Here is a 12,627-nt window from a genome sequence, read left to right as displayed (position 1 = left end):
CTAGATGGAGATTGCTGGCGGCGCGCGCGAGATATAGGCAACAGTGCGTTCGTTGCGCGGTTCAATGCTGACGGGCGCAACAAAGCCGGTGTGGCTGGCGCTGAAATGGAGCGCTGGCTGCGTTGCGGGAATAAAGCTTTCCAGGCTGCCTAGCCCCAGGCATTGTTCGCAGGCATTGTGCTGCGGCGCCTGGTCCTTGGCATGGGTAAGCTGGTCGTGGATGTGCCAGATTTCGTGCGCTGCAATGCTTTGCTGGCTAAATAGCAGCAAGAGCGAAAGTACATAACCAAGCAGGATTTTGCGCAACATGGTTGCGATTCTAGCAGGCTATCGTGAAAAAAAGAAACGGCTAGGACCAAGAATGGCCTAGCCGCTTTGTCTTTAGAGCGGTTTGCGAGTGCTGTCTGCGAGAGTTTATGCCTTGAAGTTGGCGGCCACAAAGTCCCAATTCACGATGTTCCAGAACTCTTCCGCATACTTCGGGCGCGCGTTGCGGTAATCGACGTAATAGGCATGCTCCCAGACGTCGATGGTCAGCAACGGGGTCTGGCCCTTGGTCAAGGGAGTTTCGGCGTTGCTGGTGCTTTCCAGGCTCAGGCTGCCATCGGCGTTCTTGACCAGCCATGCCCAGCCGGCGCCGAATGTGGTGATGGCTTTTTGCGTGAATTGCTTCTTGAATTCTTCGAAAGAGCCGAACGCCTTGTCGATCGCCGCTGCCAGCTCGCCGGTGGGCTCGCCGCCGCCGTTAGGCTTGAAGCAATTCCAGTAGAAGGTGTGGTTCCACACCTGGGCCGCATTGTTGAAGATGCCGCCGGAGGATTTCTTCACGATCTCTTCCAAGCTGGCGTTCTCGAACTCGGTTCCCTGAATCAGGTTGTTGAGATTGGTCACATAGGCCTGGTGGTGCTTGCCGTAGTGAAAGTCGATGGTTTCGGCCGAAATGACGGGTTCCAAGGCATCCTTGGCGTACGGTAATGGAGGGAGCTGATGCGCCATGCTTATTCCTTTTTTTGTTAGGTTGATAGGATTTGGCCGGCATTTTGCCATAAGAAGAAAATAGCTGAGGTAGCGCGAATCATTCTCGAAATCAATCAGGTGGCGGCTAGGTCGGTGCTTGATCTATATCTGCGCTGTGGGCTATTGGGGCAGGGAGAAGGGAGCCGGGTCGGTCCAGGGCGTTTCGGCGCAGATTAGTGCGGCCACCAGGCTGGCGCTCGCCGGGCCCATGGTCAGTCCGTAGCGGAAATGCCCGGTATTGAGGTAGAGGTTTTCCACATCGGGGTGCGGGCCGATCACGGGTAGGTTCTCGGGCGTGCCGGGACGCAGGCCGCTCCAGTGCTTGATGATGGGAAGTGTCTCGAGTTCCGGCATCAGGGCTTTCGCCTTGGCGCGGATTTCGTCGCGGACGGCATCCGTCACGGATGGATCGAACCCGACGTCTTCGAGGGTGCTGCCGGCCAGCAGGTAGCCATCGCGGCGCGGCACCAGGTAGAAATCCTCGCGGAAAACCACGGCGCTGGGGGTGCGTTCCGGTTTGTAGAGCAATATCTGCCCGCGCATGGGCTTGATCTGCAGCTTGCTGGCGACTTCCTTGAGGAGGTCGAAGCTCCACGCTCCCGAGGTGACGACGAAGCGGTCTGCCTCCAGCAACTCACCTGCCGTGGTACGCCACGCGGCGAGCCTGGTCACATCGGAGGAAAGCGGCATCAGCTCGGTGTGCTCCAGCAGCCGCACATCGTTATTCTCCAGCCATGTGCGCAGGGCATGCATGAGGCAAGGGGGGCGGACCTGGTTGACTTCGGGCAGCCACAGCGCATCTTGCCCGCTGGGAGATTGCACGCCAAAGTCTTCAGCCCTGGCCGCCTCTGCCTTGAGCTGGTAACGGTTACACCAGGCCAGCGCCGCCTCGCGGTCGAATGGCGGCAGCAGCAGGAAGCCGGAATTGAGCATTTGCGGGTCTATGCCGGTCTCGCTGAACAGGCGTGCGCAGATCTCCGTATACCGCGATGCGCCATAGTGGGTGAGGGTGTTGACGTGGTCCGAATACATCCATGGCAACAGCGGGAACATGATGCCCGTGCCTGCCCAGGAGGACTCTCCCGATGTCTGGCTTGCGATCTTATTGCGCTCGACGATGGTGACCTTGCAGCCGCGGGAAACCAGTTCCATGGCGGTGAGGCAGCCGACGATGCCGCCGCCGGCGATCAGTACGTGCTGGCTCATGATGTGTGTTTCCGGGAGATGGGGGTATGGAGGCGGCTAGGCTGGAATAAATTAATCACGCAAAAATTATGCCGACTTTGCCGGCATATCCTTTATTCAGGGAACATTCCCTTTTATACTTGGCACATATGGGAATTTCCAAGTTAAAGACGAGCAATAGCGCAACCGCACCACTGCAACTTGCGCGCGAGGTCTTGTCCATCGAGGCGCGGGAAGTGCAGGCATTGGCCGAGCGCCTGGATGAGAACTTCGTCAACGCAGTCGAGCTTATTTTACAATGCCGGGGCCGAGTTGTCGTGACCGGCATCGGCAAGTCCGGGCATATCGGCAACAAGATCGCCGCTACGTTGGCCAGTACCGGCACGCCGGCTTTTTTCATGCATCCCGCCGAGGCGAGCCACGGCGACCTGGGCATGATCACCCGGGATGACGTGGTGATCGCCCTGTCCAATTCCGGTGAGGCGGATGAACTGCTGGCGCTGTTGCCGCCATTGAAGCGCATCGGCGCCCCCATCATCAGCATCTCGGGCAACCGTCACTCGACCCTGTCCAAGGCGGCGGCGATTTTCCTCGACGCCCACGTGTCGCAGGAGGCCTGTCCGCTGGGGCTCGCCCCCACGGCGAGCACGACGGCAGCGCTGGCGCTGGGCGATGCCCTGGCCGTGACCTTGCTGGATCAGCGCGGGTTCTCGCGCGAGGATTTCGCATTGGCCCATCCTGGCGGCTCGATCGGGCGGCGCTTGCTGCTGCATGTGCAGGACATCATGCGCAGCGGAAAGGATATCCCCGGCATACCAAGCAGCAGCAGCCTCAAGGACGGCCTGCTGGAAATGTCGCGCAAGGGTCTGGGCATGACCGCGGTGCTGGATGCGGCAGGCAAGCCGGTCGGCATATTCACGGACGGCGACTTGCGCCGGGCTTTCGAGGCCGGGATCGACATCCACGGCACCAGCATGGGCGACGTCATGCATGAACATCCGCAGGTCATTGCCCCGGAACAGCTGGCGGTCGATGCCGTGGCTTTGATGGAGCAATATTCAATAAGCAGCCTGCTGGTCGTCGACCGGCAGGGCAACCTGGTCGGCGCACTCAATATGCACGACTTACTCATGGCAAAGGTGGTTTAGAAGTTGATTTCCTTAGAAGAACGCGCAAAGCGCATCAAGATTGCAGTGTTTGACGTTGACGGTGTCCTGACCAATGGCGGCTTGATGCTGGGGGATGACGGGTTGGAATACAAGGTGTTTCATTCCCAGGACGGCCTGGGAATGAAGATGCTCAAGCATACCGGCGTCCGCATGGCCTACATCACGGGCCGCAAGTCCAACGTGGTGGTGAAGCGCGCCGAGAATACCGGCGTGCAGATCATCTACCAGGGCATAGACGACAAGCTCGAGGCGTTCAACGACTTGCTCGAAAAGCAAGGGGTGTCCGCCGAGGAATGCCTGTTCATGGGGGACGACGTGATCGACATTCCGCCCATGCGCCGCGCCGGGCTGGCGATCACCGTGCCGCATGCGATGCCGCTGGTCAAGGAGTATGCCCATTACACCACAGAGCGCCAGGCCGGGTTCGGCGCCGTGCGCGAAGTCTGCGAACTGCTCATGAAGGCGCAAGGCACCTTCGATGCGCAAATGGCGCCTTATTTAAAGTAAATACGAGATATGCAAGGACGTAGCAATACCATCCTGTTTCCGCTTGCCGTACTCGGGCTGCTGGCCCTGATTACGCTGTGGATCGACCGCACGGTGCAGCCGCCGGAGCTGCGCGTGGATGGGACGACGCGTCACGACCCCGATTACATCCTGAACAATTTCGTCACGACCAAGACGGATGCGACAGGGTCGATCAGCCACATCCTCAAGGCTTCTGAAATGCGGCATTACCCGGACGACGATACTACCGAGCTGGAAAACCCGCATTTCACCCAGTTTGGGGTGGGCAAGCCCACCACGACGATAGAGGGCAAGCGCGGACATGTGTCCAGCAAAGGCGATGTCGTGGAGTTCCGCGATGATGTGCGCGTGGTGCGGCCGGCGTTCGGCGACCGGCAAGAAATGACGCTGACGACGGAATATCTGCGCGTGGAACCGGATAGCGAGATTGCATCGACCGACCAGCCTGTGGTGATTACCCAGGGGCCGAAAAGCGTGGTGCGCGCGGTCGGGATGGTCTATGACAAGAAAAACCAGACCATCCAGCTCAACAAGCGGGTGCGCAGCCATTATGAGCGTCCGGCCGCCGGCAAGCGCACGAGCAGCAAGCCAAAAGCGGCAAGCAAGACCAAGCAGGCGGCAGCCAAGCCTGCGGCTTCCAAGAACAGCAAGACGACATCCGGTAACAGCAACAATGCCAAGCAGCCCACTAAAACCAAGTAGAACGACATTCTTCAGCGGAGACCCTATGCGCAACCTGCGTTATTCATTATTGCTTGCCATGTTGGCCGGCATGCTGTCTGCAACGGCACATGCCGAAAAGGCCGACCGGGAAAAGCCGATCGAGCTGGAGGCCGACTCCGTGCAGGTCAATGATGCCAAGAAGACCAGCACCTATACCGGCAACGTCATCCTGACCCAGGGCACGCTGGTGATCCGCGGCGACAGGCTGATCGTGCGCGAGGACAAGGAGGGATTCCAGCACAGCACGTCCTACGGCAATCCCACCACCTTTAGGCAGAAGCGCGACGGCAAGAACGAATACATGGAGGGCAGCGCCCAGCGGATAGAGTATGATGGACGCATGGACAAGGTGCAGCTGTTTACCAAGGCATGGGTCAAGCGCGGCGAGGATATCGTGCATGGGGACTACATCATGTATGACGCCAATGCCGAATATGCGGAAGTCATCAGCGGCGGCTCGCAAGCGGCGACACCTGCAACACCCACTGGCCGAGTGCGTGCCATTATCCAGCCCAAGAAGAAACCCGCGGCAGAAACTCCCTGAGCTCGATGGCTATTGGAGGGCCTGTGCTTGATGCAGGCCGAAGCAACTGCGCTTTATAGAGACGGCATCGATAGATATTGCATAAATGAGTGAATTGATCGTAGAAAGCTTACGCAAGAAATACAAGTCGCGCACCGTGGTGCAGGATATTTCCCTGCAGCTCAACAGCGGCGAGGTGGTCGGGCTGCTCGGGCCGAACGGCGCGGGCAAGACCACTAGTTTCTACATGATGGTGGGCCTGGTGCCACTCGATGGCGGACGCATATTGCTGGACGGCAAGGACCTGAGCCGGATGCCCATCCACCAGCGCGCGCGCATGGGCCTGGCCTATCTGCCGCAGGAGCCGTCGATCTTCCGCAAGATGACCGTCACGGAAAACATCCAGGCTATCCTTGAATTGCAGAACATGACGGCCGAGCAGCAGAAGGAACAGCTTGAATCCCTGCTGCAGGAGCTCCATATCACCCATATACGCAACAGCATGGCGGTGAGCCTGTCCGGCGGCGAGCGCCGCCGGGTGGAAATCGCCCGATGTCTGGCGACCAACCCCAGCTTCATCCTGCTGGACGAGCCGTTTGCCGGGATCGACCCGATTGCCGTGCTGGACATCCAGAAGATCGTACGTTTCCTGACCGAGCGCAATATCGGGGTGCTGATCACGGACCATAATGTCCGTGAAACATTGGGCATATGCGATCGCGCCTACATCGTGAATGAAGGCCGCGTATTCGCATCGGGGAAGCCCAGCGAGATCATACATAACGAAAGTGTAAGAGAAGTTTACTTGGGCAAGGATTTCCGCCTGTAGTCAACGCAGAATTAGAGAGATGAAACAAAGCCTACAGCTAAAATTTTCCCAAAACCTGGCATTGACGCCGCAGTTGCAGCAGTCGATCAAGCTGTTGCAGCTGTCTTCACAGGAACTCAACCAGGAGCTGGAGTCGCTGCTGCAGGCCAACCCTTTGCTGGAGCGCGTAGACGGCCCGGACGGCGCTGCCGAAATGTCCGAAAGCTACAGCCCTGCTCCGGATGCCGCAGTCGCCGCCCCCGCCAGCGAGGCGCCTGCGCCAGCCAGCGAGGAGTTGCCGCGCGTTGACGAATTCGGCGGCGGGGACGACTACTTCGAATCTTTCCAGAGCAGCAACCGCTGGGAGGAAGGCGGCGCCAACAATGACGACGACAACGACTTCAGCTTCCAGGAAGCGGTCAACCTCACCCTGCGCGAGCACCTGTTGAGTCAGATCAAGCTGTTGCCGCTGTCCGAGCGCGACCAGACCCTGGCGATGGTGCTGGTGGACGCCATCAACGACGACGGCTACCTCGAGCAGTCGCTGGAAGAACTGGCCGAGCTGCTGCCGGAAGAGCTCGAAATCGACCTGCTCGAACTCGAAACCGCGCTCAAGCATATCCAGAACCTGGATCCCCCTGGTATTGGCGCCCGCAACCTTGCGGAGTGCTTGGCATTGCAACTGCGCGCCCTGCCCGCAGAAACGCCTTTTGTTGATCTGGCGATCAAGGTTGCAGAGCAACACTTGCCTTTGCTGGCGAGCCGCGATTACACGCGCCTGCGCAAGCTGCTACATTGCGACGACGACGTCCTGAAAACGGTGCAGCAGCTGGTGACCCAGCTCAACCCGCGCCCGGGCGGCGAGTTTAGCCATATCACCTCGGATCATTACATCCAGCACGAAATCGTGGTGAAGAAGGTCAAGGGTATTTGGATCGCCAGCCTCAATGACGAAGTGGTGCCCAAGCTGCGCATCAACCAGCTTTATGCCGGCATCCTGAAACGTAATCGCGATAGCTCCAGTCAATACCTCATGAGCCAGATGCAGGAAGCGAAATGGATGATCAAGAACATCCAGCAGCGTTTTTCCACCATCCTGCGCGTGTCGCAGGCGATTGTGGACAGGCAGCGCAACTTCTTCGAGCATGGCGAAGTCGCCATGCGTCCGCTGGTGCTGCGCGAGATCGCCGACGAGTTGGGCCTGCATGAATCCACCGTGTCGCGCGTGACGACGAGGAAGTACATGCTCACACCGCGCGGCGTGTACGAGTTGAAGTATTTCTTCGGCAGCCATGTTGCGACGGAGTCTGGCGGTGCTTGCTCCGCCACGGCGATCCGCGCGTTGATCAAGCAGATGGTGAGCGAGGAAAACCCGAAGAAGCCGCTGTCTGACAACCAGATTACCGACATCCTTGGCAAACAAGGCATAGTTGTTGCAAGAAGAACCATAGCGAAATACCGCGAGTCTCTACAGATACCCGCGGCCAACCAGCGCAAGTCGCTTTGATTTGCGCGTTTTCAAGTAAGGAGAGCGTTATGAATTTGCACCTGACAGGACATCACCTCGACGTTACCCCAGCCCTGCGCGAATATGTGCAGTCCAAGCTGGCCCGACTCAGCAATCACTTTGACCATGTGATTGACCTCAAGGTCACGCTGAGCGTGGAGAAACTGGTGCAAAAGGCGGAAGCCACCTTGCATGTGCCGGGCAACGACCTGCACGCGGAATGCGGGGCGGAAAGCATGTACAGCGCGATTGACTCGCTGGCGGACAAGCTGGACCGCCAGGTAGTGAAGCATAAGGAAAAAGTCAGCAACCACAACCAGGCATCCGGAGGTCTGAAGCACCAGGCGGTCGAGTAACCTCCTCGTGAAATGCTGCAAAAGAGTGCCAAGTCTGTTTTTCATGCATGGATTTGGCGCTCTTGCAGCATATCCTTCCGCTTGTTCATTCCCAAGGTATTAAGCACACATGGCTGAAATCAGTGTTACCCAGCTTTACAAGGATACGCGCCGCAAGCTCAAGCTGAAATGGGTAGCAGGGTTAGCCGGCGGCGATAACCCCCTGACCAGTGAAACCGTGACCAAGCCGTCCCTGGCGCTGGTTGGTCATCTGAATTTCGTGCATCCCAACCGCGTGCAGGTGCTGGGGTGCGCAGAGATGGATTATTTGCGCAGCCTCAAGGCGCGAGAATTGTTCCAGGCCATCAAAAACCTGTTCTCAGCCGACTTGGCGGCCATCATCGTGGCCAATGGCGAAGAAGCGCCGGACGAACTGGTGGCCGCCTCCGACGAGTTCAGCACCCCATTGTTTACCTCCCCGTTGCGCAGCCCCGGCCTCATGGATGTATTGAGCCACTATCTTGCCCAGGCCGTGGCGGTATCGGAAAGCCTGCACGGCGTGTTCATGGAAGTGCAGGGCTTCGGCCTCATGATCAAGGGCACCCCGGCGATCGGCAAGAGCGAGCTGGCGCTGGAGCTGATCTCGCGTGGGCACCGCCTGGTGGCGGATGATATCGTCGATTTCTACCGTATCGCCCCTGACCGGCTCGAAGGGCGTTGCCCGCCGTTGCTGCAGGATTTCCTCGAGGTGCGTGGATTGGGCGTACTCAATATCCGCGCCTTGTTCGGCGACAACGCCGTCAAGCCGACCAAGCCGCTCGACTTGATCGTGCAACTGGAAATGGCCGATACCATGGTGCCGCTGGACCGGCTCAAGATCAAATCCCAGCATGAAAAAATCCTTGAGGTCAAAATTCCCAAGGTCGTGATCCCGGTGGCCGCCGGGCGCAATATCGCCGTGCTGGTGGAGGTGGCCGTGCGCAACCACATGCTGCTGCTGCGCGGCATCAACGGCACTAAGCAGTTCATGCAGCGCCAGCACCGAGAAATGGCGCGTACTTCCCGGAAACTCAAGCCAGAGGCGGAATAGGCCATGCAGCTTGTGATCGTGACCGGTCTTTCGGGTTCAGGCAAGAGCATCGTACTCAAGATGCTGGAGGACAGCGGCTACTATTGCATCGACAACCTGCCTGCCACCTTGCTGCCCCAGGCTTCGGAGCACCTGAGCCAGGGCAACCACGAACGGGTGGCGATCAGCATCGATACCCGCAGCGCCTCGCTCGAGGCGCTGCCCGGCAACATCCGCAAGCTCAAGGGCGAGGGTATCGAAGTACAGGTGCTTTTCTTGGAGGCCAATGTCGAGACCCTGGTCAAGCGCTACAGCGAAACGCGCCGCCGCCATCCATTGAGCAGCGATACCAGCACCCTGGCGGAAAGCATCAGCCACGAGCGCCATTTGCTGGAGCCGTTGGTGGACCTGGGGTTGCGCATCGATACCAGCAGCCTCAGCGCCAACGCCTTGCGCAACTGGGTCAAGGAATTCGTGACGCAGAAGAACGGCGAACTGATCCTGCTGTTCTCTTCATTCGGCTTCAAGCATGGCATTCCGCTGGACGCGGATTACGTGTTTGACGTGCGTTGCCTGCCCAACCCCTATTATGATCTGGAGCTCAGGCCGCAGACGGGGCAAGACAAGCCTGTATGTGACTTTCTCGAATGTCACGACAGCGTGCACGGCATGTACGACGATATCCGTGGTTTTATCGAGCGCTGGCTACCCAGCTTCATTGCCGACAACCGCAGCTACCTGACCGTGGCGATCGGCTGCACGGGCGGCCAGCACCGTTCGGTCTATTTCGCAGAGCGCCTGGCCGCGCATTTCCGTCATCAGCAATACCGCGTGCTGGTACGGCATAGGTCACTGGAGAAAAACTAGGCTGGCGTCGCCAGCCGGAGAGCTCCTGAGGATACGGGATACAAAGCATGATAGGTATACTCATCATTGCCCACGGAACGCTGGGCGAAAGCCTGATTCACTGTGCAAGCCACGTCATGGGCTCGCGCCCGCCGTTATTGAGGCAGCTCGGCGTCGGCACGCATGACGACCCGGGCGGGCTGCTGCCGCAGGCCCAACAAATGATCAGGGAGCTGGACGAGGGGCAGGGGGTGCTGATACTTTCCGATATCTACGGGGCCACGCCCTGCAACCTAGTGACGAAGTTGCTGATCCCGGGCCATGTCGAGGGCGTAGCCGGGGTCAACCTGCCCATGCTGGTGCGGGCGCTCACCTACCGGCAGGGCAACGGCATCATGACCCTGGTGGAGAAATCCATCAGCGGCGGGCGTGACGGGGTGGTACATTTTTCCAAGGACGCATGTAAGCATCATGATTAAACAAGAAATAGAAATCATCAACAAACTGGGCTTGCACGCCCGCGCATCGACCAAGCTCACGCAGACTGCCAGCCAGCATGCCTGCGAAATCTGGATCGAGCGCAACGGTAGGCGGGTCAACGCCAAGAGCATCATGGGCGTGATGATGCTGGCGGCAAGCAAGGGGAGCAAAGTGACGCTCGAAACCAACGGCAGCGACGAGCAGGCCGCCATGGATGCCCTCGTGAAACTCATCAACGACCGTTTCGGCGAGCCGGAATAACCGTCCCGACCATGTTTTTCCTCCCCCCTCAGGAATAACCTTCCATGGCCCAGAGCAGCAAGGTCAGTTTCTCCATGCACGGCGTCGGCGTGTCGGGCGGCATCGCCATCGGCAACGCCCACCTCGTCACCAACGCCCTGGTCGAGGTGGTGCATTACCAGATCCCGAAAAAGGCGCTGGTCGCTGAAATCATCCGCTTCGAACAAGCGCTGGAGCGTGTCAGGCACGACCTGGAAGCGGTGCGCGAGCAGTTGCCGGCCAACGCGCCGGCCGAGCTGGCGGCCTTCATCAACACGCACTTGATGATCCTGGCCGACAAGCACTTGTCGGAAGAGCCCAAGGCCATCATCGAGCAGGAGCTGTGCAATGCCGAATGGGCATTGAAGCAGCAGATGCACGAGCTGGTGGCGCAATTCGAGCTGATCGAGGACGAATACCTGCGCGAGCGCAAGCAGGACGTGGTGCAGGTGGTGGAGCGCATCATTAAGGTCTTGCTTGGGCATCCCAGCGAGTCGGTGCGCCCGGACGAAAGCGCGCAGATACTCGTGGCATACGACGTGTCGCCTGCCGACGCCATCCAGTTCAAGCACCACCAGTTTGCCGCGTTCATTACCGACGTGGGCGGCGCGACCTCGCATACCGCCATTCTCGCGCGTAGCCTGAGCATCCCGTCGATTGTGGCGCTGCACCGCGCTCGCGACTTGATCCGCGACGGCGAGCTCATCATCGTCGACGGCAACCATGGCATCGTCATCGTCAACCCGGATAAGGATACCCTGGCCGAATACCGCCTGCGCCAGGAGGAATGGGAGCTGGAGCAGCAAAAGCTCAAGCGCCTCAAGCTGACCAAGGCGGTGACCCTGGACGGGGTTGAAGTCGAGCTGCACGCCAACATCGAAGTGCCTTCCGACGTCGCCAAGGCCAAGGCAGTGGGCGCTACCGGCATCGGGCTTTACAGAACCGAGTTCCTATTCATGAACCAGCGCGAGATGCCGGACGAGGAAGAACAGTTCGCGGCCTATCGCACGGTGGCGGAAATGATGAAGGGCATGCCGGTGACGATCCGCACCCTCGACCTGGGCGCCGACAAGCAGATGAACCCGGATGCCGCGCGCAGCTGCACCAATCCCGCGCTGGGTTTGCGCGCCATCCGCCTCTGCCTGTCCGAACCGCAGATTTTCCATACCCAGTTGCGCGCCATCCTGCGCGCATCGCATTACGGCAAGATCAAGATCCTGATTCCCATGCTGTCGTCGCTGCTGGAATTGAGGCAGACGACCATCTTGCTGGAACGCGCCAAGGAAAGCCTGCGCGCGGAAAACGTCCCGTTCGACGAAGGGATCAAGCTGGGCGGCATGATCGAGATTCCCGCAGCGGCTATCAATGCCGAGGCTTTTGCGCGCGAACTGGATTTCCTCTCCATAGGCACCAATGACCTGATCCAGTATTCATTGGCAATCGACCGTACCGACGACTCGGTATCGCATCTCTACAAGCCTTCGCATCCCGCCGTGCTCAAGCTGATCGAGATGACGATCAAGGCCGGCAACAAGCTGGGCAAGCCGGTATCGGTGTGCGGCGAAATGGCGGGCGACATCCATTTCACGCGGCTATTGCTCAGCATGGGCTTGCGCCAGTTCTCCATGCACCCGTCGCACGTGCTGACCATCAAGCGCCAGGTGCTGCAGACCGAGCTGCAGGCCATTGCCGCGCTGGCACGCAAGATCATGAACGCCTACGATATGGACAAGATCGAACCTTTGCTGGAAAAACTCAATCAGTAGTCCATATACTGCTGTTTCGGCCATTCATTTCTGAGGGGAATTCCACCATGAGCAACCTGATTCCAGTTCCCAGCGCGGACGAAAAGAACATCGCCGTGGTCACCCATCTGGCGGGCACGGTGTTCAGCCTGTTTCCTGCACTTTTCGTCTGGCTGCTGAAAAAGGACAGCAGCCCCTTTATCGGCGAGCAAGCGCGCGAAGCGCTGAATTTCCAGATCACCCTCTTGATAGGGTATGCCATCAGCTCCATATTGATGGTGATACTCGTCGGTTTCGTACTGGCTGGCATCCTCTGGATCGCCAACCTCATCCTGTGCGTGCTGGCCGCCATTGCCGCGAGCCAGGGGCAGGAATACCGCTACCCGTTTACATTGCGATTGATTAGTTAAGGA

At 59.0% G+C, this 12,627-nt stretch carries 16 protein-coding genes; 13 read left to right on the top strand and 3 right to left on the bottom strand.

Annotation, left to right across the window (positions count from 1 at the left end; all coding sequences use genetic code 11):
• The 3 genes from ACKF11_RS14640 to ACKF11_RS14630 all read right to left on the bottom strand — a co-directional run bounded on the left by ACKF11_RS14640 (position 1) and on the right by ACKF11_RS14630 (position 2,223).
• The gene (locus ACKF11_RS14640; protein WP_407997666.1) at positions 1–309 is read right to left on the bottom strand and encodes a hypothetical protein; all 309 of its coding nucleotides are present in this window, start codon (positions 307–309) and stop codon (positions 1–3) included.
• Between the two features lie 105 nt (positions 310–414).
• A complete protein-coding gene (locus ACKF11_RS14635) occupies positions 415–996 on the bottom strand; it encodes a superoxide dismutase (RefSeq protein ID WP_407997665.1) in 582 nt (193 codons plus the stop codon).
• Between the two features lie 141 nt (positions 997–1,137).
• The gene (locus ACKF11_RS14630) at positions 1,138–2,223 is read right to left on the bottom strand and encodes an NAD(P)/FAD-dependent oxidoreductase (protein WP_407997664.1); all 1,086 of its coding nucleotides are present in this window, start codon (positions 2,221–2,223) and stop codon (positions 1,138–1,140) included.
• Between the two features lie 128 nt (positions 2,224–2,351).
• On the opposite strand from ACKF11_RS14630, the gene ACKF11_RS14625 reads away from it, so the two are divergent.
• The 13 genes from ACKF11_RS14625 (at position 2,352) to ACKF11_RS14565 (ending at position 12,624) form a co-directional block, all read left to right on the top strand.
• Positions 2,352–3,350 carry a KpsF/GutQ family sugar-phosphate isomerase gene (locus ACKF11_RS14625; RefSeq protein ID WP_407997663.1) on the top strand — a complete coding sequence of 333 codons (999 nt, stop codon included), beginning with the start codon at positions 2,352–2,354 and terminating at the stop codon, positions 3,348–3,350.
• A 3-nt stretch (positions 3,351–3,353) separates the two neighbouring features.
• Positions 3,354–3,878: a KdsC family phosphatase gene (locus ACKF11_RS14620; RefSeq protein ID WP_309566885.1), complete on the top strand. Its 525-nt coding sequence runs from the start codon at positions 3,354–3,356 to the stop codon at positions 3,876–3,878.
• 9 nt (positions 3,879–3,887) lie between these two features.
• Positions 3,888–4,601, top strand: coding sequence for an LPS export ABC transporter periplasmic protein LptC (gene lptC, locus ACKF11_RS14615; RefSeq protein WP_407994470.1), 714 nt, complete (start codon positions 3,888–3,890; stop codon positions 4,599–4,601).
• 58 nt (positions 4,602–4,659) lie between these two features.
• On the top strand, positions 4,660–5,166 hold the full coding sequence (gene lptA, locus ACKF11_RS14610; RefSeq protein WP_309566944.1) for a lipopolysaccharide transport periplasmic protein LptA: 507 nt from the start codon (positions 4,660–4,662) through the stop codon (positions 5,164–5,166).
• An 85-nt stretch (positions 5,167–5,251) separates the two neighbouring features.
• A complete protein-coding gene (gene lptB, locus ACKF11_RS14605) occupies positions 5,252–5,974 on the top strand; it encodes an LPS export ABC transporter ATP-binding protein (RefSeq protein ID WP_407997662.1) in 723 nt (240 codons plus the stop codon).
• Between the two features lie 19 nt (positions 5,975–5,993).
• Positions 5,994–7,460 carry an RNA polymerase factor sigma-54 gene (locus ACKF11_RS14600; protein ID WP_407997661.1) on the top strand — a complete coding sequence of 489 codons (1,467 nt, stop codon included), beginning with the start codon at positions 5,994–5,996 and terminating at the stop codon, positions 7,458–7,460.
• 29 nt (positions 7,461–7,489) lie between these two features.
• Positions 7,490–7,816, top strand: a complete 327-nt coding sequence (gene hpf / locus ACKF11_RS14595) for a ribosome hibernation-promoting factor, HPF/YfiA family (protein WP_309566889.1) — start codon at positions 7,490–7,492, stop codon at positions 7,814–7,816.
• A 109-nt stretch (positions 7,817–7,925) separates the two neighbouring features.
• Positions 7,926–8,885, top strand: coding sequence for an HPr(Ser) kinase/phosphatase (hprK, locus tag ACKF11_RS14590; protein WP_309566890.1), 960 nt, complete (start codon positions 7,926–7,928; stop codon positions 8,883–8,885).
• Between the two features lie 3 nt (positions 8,886–8,888).
• Entirely contained in the window at positions 8,889–9,731 is an 843-nt protein-coding gene (gene rapZ, locus ACKF11_RS14585) for an RNase adapter RapZ (RefSeq protein WP_309566891.1), read from the top strand.
• Between the two features lie 47 nt (positions 9,732–9,778).
• On the top strand, positions 9,779–10,189 hold the full coding sequence (locus ACKF11_RS14580) for a PTS sugar transporter subunit IIA (protein WP_309566892.1): 411 nt from the start codon (positions 9,779–9,781) through the stop codon (positions 10,187–10,189).
• The gene (locus ACKF11_RS14575; RefSeq protein WP_309566893.1) at positions 10,182–10,451 is read left to right on the top strand and encodes an HPr family phosphocarrier protein; all 270 of its coding nucleotides are present in this window, start codon (positions 10,182–10,184) and stop codon (positions 10,449–10,451) included. The genes ACKF11_RS14580 and ACKF11_RS14575 overlap by 8 nt, the downstream gene beginning before the upstream one ends.
• 44 nt (positions 10,452–10,495) lie before the next feature.
• Positions 10,496–12,235 (top strand): phosphoenolpyruvate--protein phosphotransferase, encoded by a 1,740-nt coding sequence (gene ptsP, locus ACKF11_RS14570; RefSeq protein WP_407997660.1) that lies wholly within the window; start codon positions 10,496–10,498, stop codon positions 12,233–12,235.
• Positions 12,236–12,282: 47 nt separating this feature from the next.
• On the top strand, positions 12,283–12,624 hold the full coding sequence (locus ACKF11_RS14565; RefSeq protein WP_309566895.1) for a DUF4870 domain-containing protein: 342 nt from the start codon (positions 12,283–12,285) through the stop codon (positions 12,622–12,624).
• Positions 12,625–12,627: the final 3 nt, after the last annotated feature.

Origin of the sequence: Methylobacillus draconifructus, from assembly GCF_045984385.1 — a bacterium.
In the GTDB taxonomy this organism is placed as follows: Bacteria; Pseudomonadota; Gammaproteobacteria; order Burkholderiales; family Methylophilaceae; genus Methylobacillus; species Methylobacillus flagellatus_A.
The sequence above is the reverse complement of the archived record's forward strand: the minus strand, read 5'-3'. Positions and strand labels throughout refer to the sequence as shown.